A 19,467-nucleotide genomic window follows, 5' to 3' on the forward strand; every position below is an offset into this window, starting at 1 on the left:
GAAGAGTTGACTCAGCAATTGCAGCAGTTGCAACGCCAGACGATTGCGTCTTTAACCGGTTGGGATTACATTCTCAATGCTTTATCTGTAGCAGGTATTTATTGAATTGGTATAAGATTACAATCTTGCTTGACCACGGATATCACCCCGATAAGCTCATTGCTGCCTTGCAGCAACTTTACCCACAGATTATGACCAAGATTCGCTTTGAACTGGATCCGAAGCCGACCAAGGCACAAAAGGCAGCCCAGGGGAAAACAGGATTTGTCCCTGTGGCGACTCGGTGGGTAGTAGAACGGTCGAATGCCTGGATGGAGCGGTGCAAGAGTTTGATTAAGAATTTTGAGCGAACGCTTGACCATGCCACCGCCAAGCTCAACCTGTGTTTTATCTGATTAATGCTCAAGCGGTTAGCAAGTACATAGATCTCAAATGGGTTCTATAAAAACAAGCGGACAAAAGCATAAGTTGCGTCATGAATATCAGATTTGTTTGAGGACAAGTTCCAAAGCATGGCGCACATAAGTTTCCCAGGAGTCAGAAGTAGGTTGGAATATCATGACATAGAGCATGATGCTGCTCATGGTGTCGAAAACTAACCCTGGATCTAAATCAGGCTTCACCTCCTGTCTTGCCTTTGCTCGCTCCAGGACAACAGCAAATGCTTCTCGTCGGGGATGCAAGTATTTTGTCCAATAGATTTGAGCAAATTCAGCATTGCTCGACGCACTGCTAATAATCATGGCAACCGTTTGCCTTCCTAAAGGATTAAGCGAGATCTGGGCTGCATTTTGAATCAAGGCATCCATATCACCCCAAAGGCTCCCGGTGTCAGGGATGACAATCTCTTCTCGAATACTCTCGATCGCATCTGCCACCAATTCTGCTTTGCTGTTGTAGCGCCGATAAATGGTGGTTTTGCCAACTCCTGCACGAGTAGCGATCGCCTCAATACTCATCGCTTCAAACCCAACCTTTGCCAGCAACTCTAAGGTCGCTTGCAGCATTGCCTGATGCGACTCGGCACTCCGAGGTCTTCCAGGTGATTTTTTATTGGGATCTGCCATAGATGTTATTATAGTTTACGATACAGTTCCGTATCGAAATAGCTATGCAACGACGTCCTCGCTACATCGATAAAAACAGTACCCAAACCTTGCGAGAAGGACTTGCAGAGTATTATGCTCTCAACCCCCACATCACCGATCCGGCAACCCAACCCTCAGACTTTGCCAAGATTCTCCGTGCCCATGACGTAGGTCATGTCATTTATGGTTGCGACACAGGAATGTTTGATGAATTGAAAATCCTTCCTTTGTTTTGGTGGACGAGTGAGTGTACGTTTCAGACCTATCTCAAGATGAAAAACTCCCCTGCTGTTGATGTGATGTACGAAGATATGATCAAAAAAAAGGGAACTCTTCGGCTGTATGGCTCAATTCTGAAAGTACTTCCTGGAGTGGTTCTAGAATTAATTCCGATTTGGTTTAAAACTCGAAATCGCCAAAAGCTGTTACCTTTTCTGAATTTTGAACCATTGATGGAGCGATCACTACTTAATATTCGTCAGGAGTATGACTTGCTACCGTTCTTCAAATAAGCAAGTTATAGTCATTGCTTGGTTATCTAGAATTAGATCATCACCTGAAGATCAACAGAACTGTGTATAAATTTGCTGCGGCTTGCTCAACTGAATCCATTGTTTTTGGAGCATCCAGACCAGGATATACAGACGTACAAATCCAATCCTGGATCTCGTTCATGAAAGGTAAAGGGATTCAGCGTGTTTGCTGTCTATTAGACAAAGACCAGCTTGTTCGCTACCCAGATTTGTTGGGCTACTACAAACAAGCCTTTGGAATTAAAAATGTTTGCTGGGCAGCGATTGCGGACTTTGAGATTTGTGATCGTACAACTCTTCAGCACACGATTTTGCCGTTTCTCCTAGCGTCAGATCAATGTCAGCGTAAAACAGTCGTTCATTGTTCGGGAGGAATTGGACGAACGGGACAGATTCTAACTGCATGGCTGGTAGTTGGACGAGGCTTATCTCAGCAGGCAGCGGTTCAGGCAGTTCGACAGATGGGCAGAAATCCTTATGAAGCCGTAATTGCGGCTCCTTTGCGGGGTAAAAATCCACTTCGAGTATTGACAGAGCTAAACAATCTTCTAGATGCCTGTCAGCAGGATGAATGATTTAAACATCCTCAGTAATAAGTCGCAATGTCTTCTCTCCGATCGCAGCAAACCGCGGGTTATCGACTAATCCTGTATCCAGTAGCATGGCATCAAAGAACACTGCCCATCCTCTAGCGCGTTCCAGGGTTGCTTCAGAAGCGTTGGCATAGGCTGCAATCGCCTGTTGACGCACTTTTACATCGGAAAAGAGCATCCAGATTGCCGCCAAATCGGCTGCGCGATCGCCTGCTGTAATGTCTCCCCAATCAATAATGCCTGTAATCACACCAGCCTCAACTAACACATTACAGGGATGGAGATCGCTATGTATCCAGGTTGCTTCAACATCCATTGGTGCATCTAATGCTTGATTCCAAATGTGTTTGATATCTGGAGTGATCAGATTTGTTTTCTGTTCTAACCGCTGCATTCGTTCCTTAACAGAAGTGGCTCGCTGATGCAACGGTACACCTCTAAATGGGTTAGATGGTGTATTGGGTGGTGCAGGAACATGAAGCAATCGCAAAAAAGCCGCAAACCGCTGTGTCTAGTCGTAGTTCGGTTCTTGCTGATCTGCCGCTACCCCTGCTAGCCAGGGCAAAATACTCCATTTCCAGGGGTAGTCTTGTCCTAGATGCCTAATCTGTAAGGAATTGGAATCGGAATGGGAAGAGTGGATAATTGTGGGAGCCAGGCTTGCTCATGTTCAATAAGAGTGGTAGCAATCTTGCGACGAGGAAGCCGGACGCATAGCTGATTACCCAATCGGAACATGGCATTATCCCAACCTGCACCGACCGAATGGAGCGGCAAATGTGCCAGGTCAGGATACTGTGCTGCTAGAAGAGAGTGAACGAGGGAGGCATCAATTTCAATCTCAGAAGCGGGTGTTCCGATCGCACCTGCTATTTGCCCTGTACTCATGAATGCCTCCTTTGGCCAGTACTCCAAAATATCCTGTCTGGGCTACGGCTTCCAATCAGGCTGATTACCAAATCCTTCCTGAAGAAAATCAACCAGCAAATACACCTTTGTTGATAAATAGCGACTGACGGGATAAATGGCAGAAATTGAAAGTTCTGATGGATGATACTTAGGCAGAACGAGTTGTAGCAGTCCTTGTTGTAATTCATGACTAACAATGAACATGGGTAGCAATGTAATGCCTATTCCTCGAACGGCTGCATCTCGAAGGACTTCTCTGTTATTTGAACACAAGACTCCAGTTACTGAAACTCATTGCTCACCATCAGGATCGCTCAAGATCCACTGATCTTCAACTCCAATCTGCCCATAATGCAAACAGGAATGATTTTGCAGTTCACGAGGATGGGTTGGAACTCCACGACTCTCTAAATAGTTTGGGGAGGCACATAGAACCCGTTGAGCTGTTGTAATGACATGAGTAATCAGACTCAAACTTTCCTGGGGTTTGGCAATGCGGATGGTGATATCAAACCCTTCTTCGATGGGGTCAATAAAGCGATCGTTGAGGGTCAATTGTACCTTCAGCTCAGGATATTGCATCAAGAAGTCCGGTAGAGCTGGTGCCAGATGTATTGTGCCAAAAGACATGGGAGCATTCAACCGAAGTCTACTCTTTGGTTCTGCTTGAAGCTGGGTAATCGATCGCTCCGCTTCTTCCAAGCTTGCCAAAATTTCTAGGCAACGCTTATGGAAAGCCAATCCTGTTTCTGTCGGTGTCCCTACTCGTGTACTGCGATCGGTATTGTGGTGTGGATTCTCACATATCTGCTAATGCCTCAACTAACGCAATTGTTTTACCAGTGGCTCTATCCAAGCGCTTGAGAAATCATTCTCGATCGACCTCTAGTATTCAAAATGAAGGAGCCAAAAATGAACATCTCTTTTACGGCTGAGAACTCAGTCATGCTGCTCATTGATCACCAAGTTGGAACCATGCAGTTAATCAAAAATATCCCCTGGAGGTTGTGAAGCGAAACACCCTTGCTCTGGCAAAAACAGCGAAAGTTTTCAATATTCCGGTAGTGCTGACCAGCGGCCAACAGGAAAACCTTCAGGGACCACTGATGCCAGAATTACAAGACATTTTGCCAGGAGCATTTCAAACCCGAATTAGACGAGCCGGAATCGTGAATGCCTGGGATGATCCAGGGTTTAAGAAAGCTGTGATTCGTCACGATCGTAAAAACATTATTATGGCGGGTGTGATAACCGATGTGTGCCTGGTTTATCCTGCCATCAGTGCCCGTCAAGAGGGCTATAACGTGCAAGCTGTGATGGATGCTTCAGGCTCCCCCTTTGATATTTCTGAGGAGATGTCACGGCGGCGGATGGAGCGGGAAGGAGTTGTGCTGACCACAACCAACACGCTGATGGCTAAACTGGCTCAAGATTGGAGTCGTCCTCAAGGCGGGCAACTTTTGCGGATCCTTTTTCAAGATGTGTTGCCAAAAATTGGATAGCTTCCGCCCAAGACATATCCTTGATACAAATAGCGCTAGCGTTGGTTGCCGAATCTGCCTTTAATTTGCATAGAGGTTTCTATCATGGCTACACCCATGCCATCTCCATTGACTGACATCTGGCCATCGTTGCCCGTCGCAGCTTGGCAAGATACCAATACAACCCTTCATCTATGGACACAAATTATTGGCAAGATTCGGTTGTCTCTTGCTCCCAAAGTGAACCATTGGTGGCATTCGACTCTGTACGTTACGCCACGGGGGCTGACCACTTCAGCGATTCCTTATGGGACCCGCACCTTTCAGCTCACTTTTGATTTTCTCAATCATCATTCATTGATTGAAACGAGTGATGGGATTACCAAAACGGTTGAACTCTTTCCTCGCTCTGTTGCTGATTTTTATCAAGCTGTCATGAGGACTCTCAAGGAGATTGGAATTGAGGTACAGATTTGGACAGTACCCCAGGAAATAACCGATCCGATTCCCTTTGAGCAGGATCACGAACACGCGGCTTATGATGCAGAATGTGCCCAACGATTTTGGCGAATTCTGGTACAGTGCGATCGGCTCCTAACCCTTTTCCGCGCTCGTTATGCGGGGAAGTGTAGCCCAGTCCATTTCTTCTGGGGTAGCTTTGATTTGGCAGTGACACGATTCTCCGGGCGACGTGCGCCGGAACATCCCGGTGGTGTTCCAGGAATGGCAGATTGGGTGACGCGAGAGGCTTACTCCCATGAGGTGAGCAGTTGTGGATTCTGGTTTGGCAAAGGCGCGATCGAAGCGTTATTCTACGCCTACGCCTATCCCGCCCCCGAAGGGTTCAAAGACTACTCAGTGCAACCTCAGGAGGCATTCTTTAGTCCAGAAATGCAAGAGTTTATCTTGCCCTATGAAGCAGTAAGGCAGGCAAGCAATTCAGATGCAATGGTGCTGTTATTTTTGCAAAGCACTTACGAAGCAGCAGCGGATTTAGGACATTGGGATCGCGCTGCCCTAGAATATAGCCCGGTGCTAAGAAGTTAACTTTTCCCTAGCAGCCCTGATTGCGACTTGGTCTCGCCCGCCTTAATGTAGGATGACACACGGTACGGCGGGTTCCGGGACATTGCAGCGAAGCAATCGCGTTGGCAATCAGCCCGGATGGACAATGGTTCGCAACCAGTGCCCATTCAGAACCAGAGGTCAAGCTATGGATGGTTGCCACAGGCGAAGTTGTTCATACATTGAACTTGAGTAATTCCAGCGATCGCATTTCAGCCCTCGTGTTTAGCCCTGATAGCAAAACTTTAGCGACTGGTATTTTTGGACAAGCCTCGTCAGCAGAAACACCCCAGACATTTTGGGACGTAGCAACTGGACAGAACATCTATACTCTGACCCAGTCAGCAAACCCTACTCATCACAATTGGTTCAGTAATCGTTACCTCGTCTCTACGATCGCGTTTACGCCTGATGGGCAGACGTTAATCACTAGCGATCAAAATCGTGCCATCCGCCTTTTGGGAACTCCCCGTAACATTCCAGAATCAGCTCCGTTCCAGACCCAGTACAAGTCGTAGAGGAGGCTACAACACAAGTTGAGTGGATCCAAACATTGCGGGGACATGCACACGCAATTTCTGCGATCGTCTTTAGTCCTAATCACCAACTCCTGGTCAGTGCCGGCCAAGACCGCGATCGATGTTGCATGATGATCAAAATTTGTGATTTGAGAACCGGACAAGAACCAACAACCCTCAAACAGGCGAAGTATGACCAACGCCCCGTCTTACACCGCCAGAATAATATGACAACGACTATCACTAAGCACGGTGTCATCACTCTGACCGATGCAGCATCTCAACGGTCAACCTATACCCTTACCGATTGTACGTTTTCATAAAAAATGGCGCGGCTTTCAAATTCATGGCGCGACATCGTAAAGTGTGGAATCCTTTTACGGTAAAGATTTCGTCATTTTTACCATATTAGAGTCTTTTAGAGCTTACCAGATATCACTATCAAATTCGTGGCGCCAAATTTTTATTCTACGACAATAAATTCTTTAGCTACGGCAACTTAAGCCTCTAAGGGCTTTCAAGTTCGTAGCACGGATTTTTGATCGCTAAAACTCCTGCTACATAGGGCTTTCAGGCTTAACGGAACGGTAAATCTTAGCTGATAACGGTAAGCCATTTTCAAGCAGAAATTTATGCTCTCCAGTGTCTTCAAATTGATGGCGCGAATTTTATTTTTCCGAAACCTCCTTGTATGTGGGGTTTAGGCTTACGCTTAGATGACTTTCATGCCGAGAGATACAAATGCGATCGTCTCCTTAAGAGTCTCTTTTAGAAGGATTAGTAACCCAGCGCGATCGAGCCTTGTTTGGCATCTACGATGCGATTTTGCGGGCAGCCTTCAAGCGATTAGGGATTGAGGGAGCCAGCACTCACAGCTTCCAGTGCACGGCAATTACCTGGATGCACAATGAGCGGGTGTCGATCATCAACCAATTTTTGCGACTTCCCGTAGCCGCTCCACATCCCGCATGGGTGGTGCTCCAAACTGCCGCTTATACTCCCGGTTGAAGTGTGAAGGATCGTCATACCCCACCTGGTACGCCGCACTAGTTGCATCCAGGTTTTGCCCCAGCATCAGACGGCGAGCCTCTTGGAGCCGCAGTTGTTTCTGAAACTGCAAGGGACTCATCGCTGTGACCGATTTGAAATGATGGTGAAAGCCTGAGACACTCATGCCAAGCTCGTGGGCAATATCCTCAATCCGAAGCGGTTGGTTAAAGTTTTTCCTAAGGCGATCGACGGCTCTGGCAATGTGGTGCGTGTAGCCACCCAGAACGGCAATCTGACGCAGCCGCTCGCCTTGCGCTCCCATCAACAATCGGTAGATAATTTCCCGTTTAATCAGGGGTGCCAGCACATGGGCTTCAGCCGGAGAATCGAGAAGTCTGACAAACCGCACCGTCGCATCCAGCAGATTCGCATCCAGTGGACTGACATCGATCGCTTTGACACTGGTACCCCTTTGGGCGGAGGGATAGCCTGCCTCCACCATGACTGAACCAACCAGAGTGGGGTCGAGATCGAGACGAAGGCTCAGAAATGGTTTCTCTAGAGATGCTTCCAGAATTCGGCTGGCAATCGGCAGTTCGACCGTTCCCAACAAATAATGCATCGGATCGTACTGATAGCGATCGCTTCCCAACAACACCTCTTTGCTGCCCTGAGCAATGACACAGAAGGACGGAATCGAGACACTGTGCAAGCACTCTGAAGGGTAGGAGGTGCGATAGACGTGCAATCCTTTCAGTGGTTCAATCACGCCATCGTGACTAACCGTCCGTGCAATTCGCTCGGTCAGTTCCTCTCGGTTAGCTTGCGCTCGGTCTTTCTCACGCTTTGCCTGTGGGTCGTCTATCAACGCTCTACCGGGCTTTTCACTCGTTCTTGTCGCGTTCATTTCTTGTGCCTGTTCCAATCGATTTATGCACACATCAAGGTGTAGAAAAGGGTTTGGCAGCTAAGCCTGTATAAAATCTAGCGTGACTTGATGGAAGCTGGTGCAAGTTTGCAGGATTGTACAATCATTCTAGACAATCATCCTATTGCTTGCCTTTCAGGATGCCTAGAATGAGGTTAAAGCAATGAAAAACGATTCCAACTGCTTGTAATCGTCTGGACTTTTATCAAAGGGAATACACAGGTTGATTGGAGCGATTGTGAGAAGCGATCGCATAGGAAGCATCATCCAATCCACAGCAGGCTGCTGTGGGAAAGTTTTGCATGGGCGTTGCACAAACATGGAGGAACGAAAATGAAACGGCTCACGATACCTGTCATGGCATCCTTATTTAGCTTTGGGGTTTGCACAGGCAGGTCATACCCAAGTTTCATTGGGCGATCGCCCACAGAGTGTAGAAATCACGCGGAATGGTTAGCAGTCTTCTACTGAAGGCTCATCTGACTATTTCACGGGTTCTGTACGCATCAATCCTCTTTTTCCAGCGCATGAATCCGTCACGCACGTTTGGCGCAAGTGTCACCTTCGAGCCTGGTGCCCGAACCACATGGCACACCCATCCTCTGGGGCAGGCCTTGATTGTGACGGCTGGAATTGGCTGGATTCAGCAGTGGGGTAGTCAAATTCAGGAAATCAGACCTGGTGACGTCGTCCGGATTCCGCCCCGTGTAAAACATTGGCATGGAGCCACAGCTACCACAGCCATGACTCACATCGCTATCCAGGAGGCGCTCAACGGCAGCCCTGGGAACTGGATGGAACAGGTCAGCGACGAGCAGTATGAGGGGAGATCCTGATGTTTTTGAGATCCCCCCCTGACAGAGGGAAAAACGCTCAGAAGCGAATGCTCATTTTGCTCCTTGCCCTGGCAATGTCTTTGGTTCCTCAGCTTGCCGTGCCGACAACAGTATCACCCGCAGCACCTCGTCAGAAATACCGTCAGAGACACCGACTGAACTATCAACCGAGCAGGCAAACAGGATGAAGATCAACATCAGGGTCAGAAACGAAGTTGTGACAGCTACGTTGATTGATAGCAAAACCACTCAGGATTTTATTTCCCTGCTGCCATTAACGCTGACTTTAGAAGACCACGCGAACACCGAAAAAGTTAGTGATTTGCCAAGACGATTATCAACAGAAGATGCCCCTTCGGGTAGTGATCCTGCGGTTGGAGATATCGCGTATTACGCTCCCTGGGGAAATTTGGCGATGTATTACAACGATTTTGGATACTCAAACGGACTCGTCATCCTCGGAAAAATTGACGGTGACATCGAGGCATTGAATGTGCCTGGTTCTGTAGAAGTGATGATCGAGTTGCGATCGCAGTAAAGCGGATACAGCAAGGAAGCGGCTTGCGACGATTGAACCGAAGTAAACCCATTAGATCAACCCAAACTTACAAAGAAAGTCATGAAACATCGTGTTCTAATACCAACTCTCTTGATGAGTGCGATCTGTACAACAGCAGCATTTGCGATCGACAGAACCTACATCTCGCGTGAGGCTTCCCAAACACCCGTGCAGCAGTCTGCTGTGGTCGAGGGAGCAGACAATTTCTATCAAAGCGACCAGGTGACGATGCAAAGAGTTACATTCAGAAACCAATACAACATGCAGGTTGTTGGGAATCTCTTCATTCCCAAAGACTTGGATCAGAACACCAATCATCCAACAATCATTGTCGGGCACCCAATGGGCGCAGTCAAAGAACAAAGCTCGAATCTGTATGCCCAAAAGCTGGCTGAGCAAGGATTCATCACCTTGTCCCTTGATTTATCCTTCTGGGGCAAGAGTGAAGGGCAGCCCCGCAACGTTGTTGCACCGGATATTTATGCTGAAGATTTCAGTGCTGCGGTCGATTTTCTGGGCACCCAGTCCCTCGTTGACAGAGATCGAATTGGCGTTCTTGGGATTTGCGGCAGCGGTAGCTTCGTTATCAGCGCCGCCAAGATTGACCCGCGCATGAAGGCGATCGCGACGGTCAGCATGTATGACATGGGTGCAGCCAACCGCAACGGGCTGAGACATTCTGCGACCCTCGAACAGAGGCAGCAAGCGATCGCAGCGGCGGCTGAACAACGCTATGCAGAGTTCACGGGCGGCGAAACCCAATACACTAGCGGCACGGTGCATGAACTGAATGAAAACTCCACCGCGATTGAGCGTGAGTTTTATGACTTCTACCGCACTCCCAGGGGCGAATACACCCCTGAAGGTTCGTCGCCGCAACTGACAACCCATCCGACGCTGACCAGCAACGTCAAATTCCTGAACTTCTACCCGTTCAATGATATTGAGACGATTTCGCCCCGTCCCATGCTGTTCATCACGGGTGACAATGCCCATTCCAGGGAGTTCAGCGAAGATGCCTATCAACGCGCCGCCGAACCAAAGGAACTCTACATTGTTCCAAACGCGGGACATGTCGATTTGTACGATCGAGTGAACCTTATTCCTTGGGACAAGCTTGCCTCCTTTTTCAATCAGCACCTCAGTCGGTCGCAGGTTGAATGATAGCTCATTTAAGAAAACAGCAAAAATTGGAGAGAAACAATGCAAAAGGTTGTACTGAATAATGGCGTTGAGATGCCCATTTTAGGATTCGGTGTTTTTCAGATCGCTGACCTCGAAGAGTGTCAAAGAAGCGTATATGAAGCCATCTGTGCAGGCTATCGTTTGATTGATACCGCCGCTGCTTATCAAAACGAAGAAGCTGTTGGCACAGCCATTCAAAGAAGTGGTGTACCAAGGGAAGAGATCTTTGTCACTACCAAACTTTGGATTCAGGATACTGGCTACGAAAACACAAAGAAGGCGTTTGAGCGATCGCTCAAGCGATTGCACTTAGATTATCTGGATCTCTATCTGATTCATCAGCCCTATGGCGATGTCTATGGCTCGTGGCGAGCGATGGAAGAACTGTATCAAGAAGGCAAGATTAGAGCCATTGGTGTCAGCAACTTCCAACCCGATCGATTGATGGATATGCTGGTTCATAACGAAGTGATTCCTGCGGTCAATCAGATCGAAACTCATCCATTCAATCAGCAAATTGAAACCCAGAAGTTTTTACAGGAAAACAAGGTGCAGATCGAATCCTGGGGACCGTTTGCTGAAGGCAAGAACAACATTTTCAAAAATGAACTGCTGCTTGCGATCGCTGAGAAATACAAGAAAACTGTTGCTCAAGTGATTCTGCGCTGGCTGACCCAACGAGGAGTCGTTGTGATTCCAAAATCCGTTCGACAGGAAAGAATTGTTGAGAACTTCAACATTTTCGATTTTGAACTCAGCCCTAAAGATATGGATGAGATTATCTCGCTAGACACGAGGGTTACCAGCTTCTTCGACCATCGTGATCCGGAAATGGTGAAACGGTTGAGTACCGTAAAACTTGACATTTAGAATCACTGCGCTCCCGTTTGATCTGGCTCACACGGCGTTTAACAACGAACGATAGCAGGGCTTCTAATTCCCCTTAACTGAGGAATCATGCAAAAACGAAAACTTGGAAATAGCAGTTTAGAAATTTCGACGATCGGGTCTACACCAAAGAATAACCGCATATCATGTCCGTAAACCTTCACTTCTCTGCAAAATTCGTTTCATGCAAGGCATTTTCATTCAATATGTTTGCCTCATCCTGATCATTCTTGGACTGGTCATGATCGCTGATAAACTGCGACTGGCTTACCCGATCGTGCTCGTATTGGGCGGGCTCGCGCTAAGTTTCATCGCTCCGTTTTCAAATATCACCATCAACCCGGAACTGGTTTTCCTGATTTTTCTTCCACCCCTGCTCTATGAAGCGGCATGGCAAGTCTCGTGGAAAGAATTCTGGAAATGGCGAGGGCTAATCATCGGGTTTGCGTTTCCGATCGTCATCTTAACGTCATGCGTGATCGCAGTGGTCTCCAGTGCGTTGATTCCCGGTTTTACGTTAGCGCTGGGCTTTCTTTTGGGTGGCATTATCTCACCGCCTGATGCTGTTTCCGCAACGACGATCATGCAGCGGGTCAACGTGCCGAAATCGCTGGTGAGCATTGTCGAAGGCGAAAGCTTGCTCAACGATGCCTCGTCGCTGATTGTGTTTCGCTTTGCGTTGGCGGCAGTCCTCACCGGACAGTTCCATTTTCAAGAGGCAGCCGTCAACTTCGTTCTCGTTATTTTAATGGGAATCTTGATCGGACTCATTGTCGGGTTGATTTTCTACGGCATTCGCCGTTTATTGCCCACAACATCCAGCATCGAGATTGTTTTAACACTAGTCGCACCCTACTGCATGTATTATTTTGCCGAACACTTTAATGTTTCGGGCGTGCTAGCGGTCGTCAGTGGTGGACTGTTCTTATCCAGCAAGCGCAATAGCCTGCTGAGTTACCGGAGCCGGGTTGAAGGCTTAAATGTATGGACGAATCTGGTCTTGTCTTAAACGGGTTGATTTTTTTGCTCATCGGACTCGAATTGCCGTTTGTCACTCGGCAGCTCGGAGAGATTAGTTTCGGCAGTGCCGTTTGGTACGGCTTGATCATCACTTTCGTACTGATCGTCACCAGGCTGCTTTGCACCTTTGGAACGTCGGTTTTGATGAGAGTCATGAGCCGTTTTATCACGGTGTCAGACCCGAATCCGGGATGGCGAGGTCCCCTGATTTTCGGCTGGACAGGAATGCGCGGCGTGGTATCGCTGGCATCTGCACTTTCCGTCCCGATCCTCACTCAAGCAGGACAACCGTTTCCCTATCGTGACCTCATTCTCTTTATCACGTTTGTCGTTATTCTAATCACCCTGGTTTTTCAAGGATTAACGCTTCCCTGGCTGGTCCGCAAAGTAAACCCAAGGATAGGTTTACTCTCATCCCTGAACAAAAGCAGGAAATTATCATTCAAAAGAAATTAGCGCTGGCTTCGCTTCGCTTCCTGGAAGAAAAATATAGTGGAGAGCGCGCACGAAACGAACATTTGGATAATTTGTTCTCGAAGCTCGAAATCGATCTGAAGTTTTTCGATCGCCAACTCGAAGAATCAAATTTTGTCTGGCAAAACTCACTAAAAGGCTATCAATCCATTTACCTGGAAGTGCTGGAGCAACGACGAAATCTCTTGAACAAAATGAATCGCCGTGCCGAGTTTGACGAAGAGTTGATCAGAAAGTATCTCTTGTTGACCGACGTGGAAGAATTCAAAGTTCGGGAGATCGGTTTACAGGAATCCGATGCCGAGTAAGGAGAAATAATGAGCAACAACACCAAAGAAAAAGCCGTTATTACAGGCCCGAGGAGCAGGTTAGGTGATTGTTAGGTGAAAAATTAAAGGAGAAAAATAATGACGACGAACAAGAATGGAAACTTCACAGGAAAAGTTGCGTTTGTTACCGGAGCAGCAAGTGGCATTGGTCGCGAGGCGGCGCTGGCGTTTGCTCGTGAAGGTGCTAAGGTCGTAGCTGCTGACATTTCAGAACAGGGTAATCAAGAAATGGTACGCCTGATCGAAGACCAGGGTGGACAGGCAATTGCTGTCCAGTGCGACGTAACACGAAGCGAGGACGTAAAGGCGGCTCTGGACAAAACCGTTGAGGCTTTCGGGCGGCTGGACTTCGCCTTTAACAATGCAGGCATTGAGCCGAGAAATCCGGCTCCGACTGCGGAATACGAGGAAGAGGAGTGGAATCGGATCATCGACATCAACCTGCGCGGTGTTTTCCTGTGCATGAAGCACGAGATCCCGCTGATCCTTAAACAGGGCGGTGGCGCGATCGTCAACACCTCATCGGGGGCAGGAATCATTGGCATCAAGGGCAGTCCCGCGTACACTGCCGCGAAGCATGGGGTGATTGGTCTCACCAAGGCGGCAGCCCTCGACTACGCCGCGCAGAACATCCACATCAACGCCGTCTGTCCCGGCTACATCGATACCCCCATGATGGGTCGCTTCACGGGCGGCACAAACGAAGGGCGAGCGCAGGTCATTGCGGAGGAGCCGATTGGCCGGATGGGCAAGCCTGAGGAGATTGCTGCGGCAGTGGTTTGGCTATGTTCGGATGCGGCTGCCTTCATGGTTGGACACGCGATGGTCATCGACGGTGGTCAAACGGTGCAGTAATGGCCGCCAACCCGATCGACCCTTAACCGCATGACAAAAAACATTGTCACCATTCACCACCGCTAACGGCATGACTCAGATCGCCCCGCAGGCGGTACTCGAAGTCAGCGATGAACAGTACCATATACCAAAAATAAACAACTAGGAGCATTGATTCATGTACAACACCAAAGCTTACTCCGCTGCCAGTGCCGCATCGCCATTAGCCTCCGACACGATTGCACGGCGCGATCCCACCGAACAGGACGTACAAATTGAAATTCTCTTCTGCGGCATCTGTCACTCCGATGTTCATTCAGTGCGGGACGAGTGGAGCGATTTTATGTCCACGACTTATCCGATCGTTCCGGGGCATGAGATTGTCGGACGGATCACTGAGGTTGGCTCGGCAGTCACTAAATTCAAGCCCGGTGATGTCGTGGGAGTTGGCTGTATGGTCGATTCAGATGGGCACTGTCCCAATTGCAAGGCTGGCTTTGAGCAGTTTTGCCAAAATGCAATCTTCACCTACAACTCTCCAGACAAGCACAAGACTGCTCCAGTTACCTATGGTGGCTATTCCAATAGCATTGTTGTTGATCAACGCTTTGTGCTGCGCGTTCCTGACAACCTTGAGCTGGCTGGAGTTGCGCCGCTCCTGTGTGCAGGCATCACCACGTATTCGCCACTCCGTCATTGGGGCGTCACAGAGGGTAAGAAAGTCGGCGTGGTCGGTCTGGGCGGCTTGGGACACATGGGTGTGAAGCTGGCTCATGCGATGGGAGCGCACGTTGTTGTCTTCACCACGTCTCCCGACAAGAAAGAAGACGCGTTGCGCCTCGGTGCCGATGAAGTGGTCGTTTCCCGCAATGCTGACGAGATGCAGAAACACGCTGGCAGCTTCGATTTCATTCTCGATACTGTCTCTGCCAAACACGACATCAACGCCTATCTCAACCTGCTCCGGCTCGACGGCAACATTACTCTGGTTGGCGCACCAGAAAAGCCACTGGATGTCGCCGCATTCAGCCTGATCATGGGTCGCCGTAGTCTTTCTGGCTCTATGATCGGTGGCATCGCCGAAACCCAGGAAATGCTCAACTTTTGCGGTGAACACAATATTACTGCCGATATCGAAGTCATCCCGATCCAGAAAGTCAACGAAGCCTACGATCGCCTGCTCAAGTCTGATGTGAAGTACCGCTTTGTCATTGATATGGCATCGCTTAAATCGGAATAAACGAGGTGAAACCTCGGCTGATTGATGAGTCTATTAGGTAGAACTCAATAGTGACTCAGCAAAGAGAGGAAATAGGATGATTAAAGACAAAGTTGTGATTATTACCGGTGCATCTTCAGGGATTGGTGAAGCAACTGCAAAATTGCTTGCAAGCAAAAGCGCGAAAGTTGTACTGGGCGCACGACGCGGGAATCAACTGAGACAACTCGTTGATGAAATTCAAAAAGTTGGCGGACAAGCCGTTTATCAAGTGATGGATGTGGTGAACCCATCGGATAACGCGGCGATCGTTGAGCTTGCCCAAGAAACATTTGGTCGTGTCGATGTGATTTTCTTGAATGCGGGCATCATGCCCACTGCTCCACTTTCTGCATTGAAAACGGAGGAATGGAATCAAATGGTGGATGTCAATATTAAGGGTGTCCTCAATGGTGTCGCTGCGGTGTTACCAATGTTTGTTAGCCAAAAATCTGGGCATGTGATCACAACGTCATCGGTGGCTGGATTAAAAGCTTATCCAGGGGGTGCGCTCTACGGTGGAACGAAATGGTTTCTCCGCGATTTCATGGAAGTTCTCCGTATGGAGTCTGCCTAGGAAGGGACTAACATTCGGACTGCGGCCCTTTATCCCGCGGCAATTAACACGGAGTTGTTAGGTCAGATTACCGACCAGGATGCGGCTGAAAAAATGACCAAGCTGTATGAGCAATATGGCATCTCACCCGATCGCGTTGCCAATGTTATAGCGTTTGCGATTGACCAGCCAGAAGACACCAACGTAAATGAATTTACGATTGGTCCAACTACGCAGCCTTGGTAAGGAGAGAATTAGTGGTTAGGCTGAGGGCGATCGCATTTTGATGGGGCAATCACACAAAAGCACAAATTTGACGATAGCAATAGCGACTTGCAGAGGAAGTAAGCGTGGATGCTACTCGTTTGGAGGCAATTTAGCGACAGTGTTTTTGCAATTGCATCATCCTTCTGATAGCCGCCGCCCGATATGGTGTAGTGATGATTGTCGCTACATACCGTTACTTCAGTGAAAGCAACAAATGGTTATAGTCCATGACCTTCGCACCTAATGGCTTTAAACTTTGTTCAGCAAAGGACTGAAGGAGAAAAAACAATGCCTCATATCAGTATCAAGCTTTATCCTGGCAGGTCGGAACAGCAGAAAGTTCGGGTTGTCGAGCAAATCGTGAAAGACGCTATGTCAATTCTGGAAAGCAGCGAAGACTCGATTTCGGTAGCGATTGAAGAAATCAATCCAGAGGATTGGGTAGAGAAAGTCTGTAAACCAGACATTGTGAATAACCCAGAAAAGCTCTACAAAAAGCCAGGATATAACCCACTTAAATAGCAATAGACGGCTTCGACTTTTAACTGCCCACGTGGTTCAGTCAGTCACCACACTCCAGAGCGAATACTCGCTGTGGTGGAGACAACCTGAAGCAGAAGTGATCCCAACCCTTGAGGAACTTGGCATCGGATTTGTCCCCTACAGTCCACTAGGAAGGGGCTTTCTTACAGGCAAAATCGACACAAGCACAACCTTCGACAGTTCCGACTTCCGGAGTGGTCTGCCTCGCTTTACACCAGAGGCACTGAAAGCAAATCAAGCCTTGATCGATCTACTGGACAGCATTGCAGAACAAAAACAGGTAACACCTGCCCAAATTGCACTTGCCTGGTTACTGGCTCAGAAGCCGTGGATTGTGCCAATTCCGGGCACTACAAAACTGCATCGCTTGGACGAAAACATCGGGGCGATCTCCGTCGAACTCACGCCCCAAGATTTGCAAAGCATCAACGATGCTGCCGCCAAAATTACTGTGCAAGGAGCGCGTTACCCCGAAAAGTTGGAGCAACTGACAGGTCGGTTGTGACTGAGCAGATTATATTGCGCAATTTGCAAATGGCTTGCGCTTTATCGTGAAGCCTAAAATCCTTACATAGTAGCAACTTTAGCTTTTTTAGAACTTTTACATCTACATCAACCCTAAGAGCAAATGACCTGCGCAAAATTATTCTCTGGAATCTGGAATAATTCCTCAAGCGAAAATTGCCCTTGTTGGACGCTTGCAAATGAGTTGCGCAAAATTTCAGCCGCTGAAGATATTGATGTAAAGGAGTTTCAGGCTTCGTTAAATCTGCGATCGCCAGTAATCATGCAAACAGTCTTATGCCTCTGAAAATTGTCCCTCTAAATCGCTTGCAAATGAGTTGCGCAGAATTTGCAGTCGTCCTAATCTTTGAAGAGTAGGGCTTTTAGCCCTTCAACGGTTTTGAGACAAGAATTTGAGCAAATGAGTTGCGTAAAATTTGTAGACACTGAAAGCCTTACAAATAAAGCTATTTAGGACATGCATAGCTAGGATAATTCCCCTATACAGTCAACCCACCATCAATGACGATCGCCTGACCCACAATGTAGGATGCTTGAGTTGAAGATAACCAGAGAATGGCAGCAGCAATTTCCTCAGGTTGGGCAAATCGACCGATGGGAATGGAATCGGCTAATTTTTGCATAGACTGCGATCGCTGTTCTGGTGACAACTCTGCCCAACGACGCTCTAGTCGTGGAGTATGCACTAACCCAGGACAAACGGTGTTAATGCGAATGCCCTGACGAATATATTCCAATGCAGTTGAGCGTGTGAGTCCGACTACGCCATGCTTGCTCGCGGTGTATAGAGAACCAATTGGTGTACCGCTTAATCCGTTTACAGAGGCTACATTGACGATCGTGCCATTTCTCTGTTGTACCATTTGCTGAAGCTGGTATTTCATACACAGCCACACACCCTTCAAATTAACAGCCAGGCTATAGTCTGCTTCGGATTCCGTTAGTTCGGCAGTCGGAGTCAGTGGTACATTGGCAGCAGCGTTATTAACAGCGTGATCGATGCGACCATACGCTTGAATCGTTTTTGTTGTCAGTGCTTCAATGTCGGCAGGGCCCGCCATATCCGCCTGTATATACAACGCCTTACCTCCAGATTGGTTGATCTCTGTCTGTAATGCCATACCTGCCTCGACTCCACGAGATGCAAAAACGACAGATGCACCCTGCTTGACAAACGCTAATACAGTCGATCGCCCAATGCCTGAGCTACCGCCTGTCACTAGAACAACGCGATCTTCAAAAGTTGGTAAATTCATAGATCACTTCAAAAAATTTCTTCATGGAGCCATGCCTCAGCTTCGGAAAGCTGGCAAAAGAAGCGTTCATTCGATCGCCCAAGATTTTGATTGTAGAGTGCCATTTTGTTGCAATCATGATGAACGTGAGCGGCTGCAATACAACGGGCGCGATCGGGATTCGGAGGAATGGTATTTTGAACTTCAAAGAGCCGAAAAAATCCAACTTCAAAACCATGTTTTGCTAAAAATGTGGGTATGACGACTCGCTGCTGTTGGTGAACTACTTTGTCCTGCTCACTCACTTCGTAACCTTGAATGTCAATCAGCATCGTAAAGTTGAGGTGTTTAGGAATCTGACGGCTCACTTGCTCCAGCCTTCGCTCCCATGCTTCAACCTGCTCCTGATGCAGTCTGCCTGAAATGCGAGTGCGGAGAATTTGTTTGGTGGAGTCCCAAGTTGTGTGCATTATTTCAGCCATCCTTTCCAAATTCCAGATATGTTGAGCGATACGATGTAGTGCTCCCGCTGAGGTAATTCCTCATTGAGCTTCATCCATAATGCTGCAACCCTATTTTCTTGAAATCCCCCAGTAGGGTTCTAAGCGAGTGATGAAAGAATTTTCAGGTCTTGAGGGACATCTAAATCAATGGCTCCTTCCACGAACGGAATGCTTAAAACGCGGGAGCGATACTGGCGGATGATGAACTTAGCCCCCACATCTCCTTGAAGCGTCTTAATACGGAATCCGGATAGTAAAGTAACACTATTTTATGCCTGCCTCCACCAGTGAAATAGCGTGTGCTGACGAATGACTTCCGGCATGGCTGCAAGGATGTTACAACGAGAGGC

The 19,467-nt window shown here is 48.1% G+C and carries 17 protein-coding genes and 6 pseudogenes; 16 read left to right on the forward strand and 7 right to left on the reverse strand.

Translation table 11 applies throughout. The features are described from left to right. The first annotated feature begins 125 nt into the window (after positions 1-125). Positions 126-395 (forward strand): IS5/IS1182 family transposase, encoded by a 270-nt coding sequence (locus NDI45_RS28050; RefSeq protein WP_348249719.1) that lies wholly within the window; start codon positions 126-128, stop codon positions 393-395. 87 nt (positions 396-482) lie between these two features. Here the strand turns inward: NDI45_RS28050 and NDI45_RS28055 are convergent, their stop codons facing one another. Next, entirely contained in the window at positions 483-1,067 is a 585-nt protein-coding gene (locus NDI45_RS28055) for a TetR/AcrR family transcriptional regulator (RefSeq protein WP_348249720.1), read from the reverse strand. Between the two features lie 44 nt (positions 1,068-1,111). Between NDI45_RS28055 and NDI45_RS28060 the strand changes: the two genes are divergently transcribed. After that, positions 1,112-1,600 carry a hypothetical protein gene (locus tag NDI45_RS28060; RefSeq protein ID WP_348249721.1) on the forward strand — a complete coding sequence of 163 codons (489 nt, stop codon included), beginning with the start codon at positions 1,112-1,114 and terminating at the stop codon, positions 1,598-1,600. Positions 1,601-1,662: 62 nt separating this feature from the next. After that, entirely contained in the window at positions 1,663-2,196 is a 534-nt protein-coding gene (locus tag NDI45_RS28065) for a dual specificity protein phosphatase family protein (protein ID WP_190790473.1), read from the forward strand. Position 2,197: 1 nt separating this feature from the next. Here NDI45_RS28065 and NDI45_RS28070 read toward each other — a convergent pair whose 3' ends face one another. From NDI45_RS28070 to NDI45_RS28080, 3 genes and pseudogenes are all read right to left on the reverse strand, one after another. Then, positions 2,198-2,704 carry a phosphotransferase gene (locus NDI45_RS28070; protein WP_348249722.1) on the reverse strand — a complete coding sequence of 169 codons (507 nt, stop codon included), beginning with the start codon at positions 2,702-2,704 and terminating at the stop codon, positions 2,198-2,200. 104 nt (positions 2,705-2,808) lie between these two features. Next, positions 2,809-3,102, reverse strand: a complete 294-nt coding sequence (locus NDI45_RS28075) for a hypothetical protein (RefSeq protein WP_348249723.1) — start codon at positions 3,100-3,102, stop codon at positions 2,809-2,811. A gap of 42 nt (positions 3,103-3,144) precedes the next feature. After that, positions 3,145-3,864: pseudogene (locus NDI45_RS28080) on the reverse strand (substrate binding domain-containing protein). 171 nt (positions 3,865-4,035) lie between these two features. On the opposite strand from NDI45_RS28080, the pseudogene NDI45_RS28085 reads away from it, so the two are divergent. The 3 genes and pseudogenes from NDI45_RS28085 to NDI45_RS28095 all read left to right on the forward strand — a co-directional run. Continuing rightward, positions 4,036-4,625, forward strand: a pseudogene (locus NDI45_RS28085) (isochorismatase family protein). An 84-nt stretch (positions 4,626-4,709) separates the two neighbouring features. Beyond that, a complete protein-coding gene (locus NDI45_RS28090) occupies positions 4,710-5,651 on the forward strand; it encodes a DUF5996 family protein (protein WP_190790478.1) in 942 nt (313 codons plus the stop codon). 74 nt (positions 5,652-5,725) lie between these two features. Then, a pseudogene (locus NDI45_RS28095) lies at positions 5,726-6,187 on the forward strand (hypothetical protein); the annotation flags it as partial. 925 nt (positions 6,188-7,112) lie between these two features. Here the strand turns inward: NDI45_RS28095 and NDI45_RS28100 are convergent. Then, positions 7,113-8,084, reverse strand: a complete 972-nt coding sequence (locus NDI45_RS28100; RefSeq protein WP_190790480.1) for an AraC family transcriptional regulator — start codon at positions 8,082-8,084, stop codon at positions 7,113-7,115. A 548-nt stretch (positions 8,085-8,632) separates the two neighbouring features. Between NDI45_RS28100 and NDI45_RS28105 the strand changes: the two genes are divergently transcribed. The 10 genes and pseudogenes from NDI45_RS28105 to NDI45_RS28150 form a co-directional block, all read left to right on the forward strand. Next, positions 8,633-8,941, forward strand: a complete 309-nt coding sequence (locus NDI45_RS28105) for a cupin domain-containing protein (RefSeq protein WP_348249724.1) — start codon at positions 8,633-8,635, stop codon at positions 8,939-8,941. Between the two features lie 184 nt (positions 8,942-9,125). Continuing rightward, positions 9,126-9,479, forward strand: coding sequence for a cyclophilin-like fold protein (locus NDI45_RS28110; RefSeq protein WP_348249725.1), 354 nt, complete (start codon positions 9,126-9,128; stop codon positions 9,477-9,479). An 81-nt stretch (positions 9,480-9,560) separates the two neighbouring features. Beyond that, on the forward strand, positions 9,561-10,664 hold the full coding sequence (locus NDI45_RS28115; RefSeq protein ID WP_348249726.1) for an alpha/beta hydrolase: 1,104 nt from the start codon (positions 9,561-9,563) through the stop codon (positions 10,662-10,664). Positions 10,665-10,703: 39 nt separating this feature from the next. Then, on the forward strand, positions 10,704-11,555 hold the full coding sequence (locus NDI45_RS28120) for an aldo/keto reductase (protein ID WP_190790483.1): 852 nt from the start codon (positions 10,704-10,706) through the stop codon (positions 11,553-11,555). A 202-nt stretch (positions 11,556-11,757) separates the two neighbouring features. After that, a pseudogene (locus NDI45_RS28125) lies at positions 11,758-13,375 on the forward strand (Na+/H+ antiporter). A 99-nt stretch (positions 13,376-13,474) separates the two neighbouring features. Beyond that, positions 13,475-14,251, forward strand: a complete 777-nt coding sequence (locus NDI45_RS28130) for an SDR family oxidoreductase (protein WP_190790484.1) — start codon at positions 13,475-13,477, stop codon at positions 14,249-14,251. 157 nt (positions 14,252-14,408) lie between these two features. Beyond that, positions 14,409-15,470 (forward strand): NAD(P)-dependent alcohol dehydrogenase, encoded by a 1,062-nt coding sequence (locus NDI45_RS28135; protein ID WP_348249727.1) that lies wholly within the window; start codon positions 14,409-14,411, stop codon positions 15,468-15,470. A gap of 76 nt (positions 15,471-15,546) precedes the next feature. Continuing rightward, a pseudogene (locus tag NDI45_RS28140) lies at positions 15,547-16,290 on the forward strand (SDR family oxidoreductase). 309 nt (positions 16,291-16,599) lie between these two features. Further along, positions 16,600-16,833, forward strand: coding sequence for a tautomerase family protein (locus tag NDI45_RS28145; RefSeq protein WP_190792186.1), 234 nt, complete (start codon positions 16,600-16,602; stop codon positions 16,831-16,833). A 25-nt stretch (positions 16,834-16,858) separates the two neighbouring features. Next, positions 16,859-17,359: pseudogene (locus NDI45_RS28150) on the forward strand (aldo/keto reductase); the annotation flags it as partial. Between the two features lie 499 nt (positions 17,360-17,858). Here NDI45_RS28150 and NDI45_RS28155 read toward each other — a convergent pair. Together NDI45_RS28155 and NDI45_RS28160 are read right to left on the reverse strand one after the other, a co-directional pair. Beyond that, complete coding sequence (locus NDI45_RS28155; RefSeq protein WP_348249728.1) at positions 17,859-18,635, reverse strand: glucose 1-dehydrogenase; 777 nt, start codon at positions 18,633-18,635, stop codon at positions 17,859-17,861. An 8-nt stretch (positions 18,636-18,643) separates the two neighbouring features. Continuing rightward, complete coding sequence (locus tag NDI45_RS28160) at positions 18,644-19,084, reverse strand: hypothetical protein (protein WP_348249729.1); 441 nt, start codon at positions 19,082-19,084, stop codon at positions 18,644-18,646. Positions 19,085-19,467 lie beyond the last annotated feature (383 nt).

Origin of the sequence: Leptolyngbya sp. GB1-A1 (assembly GCF_039962475.1) — a bacterium.
Classification (GTDB): domain Bacteria; phylum Cyanobacteriota; class Cyanobacteriia; order Elainellales; family Elainellaceae; genus Leptolyngbya_A.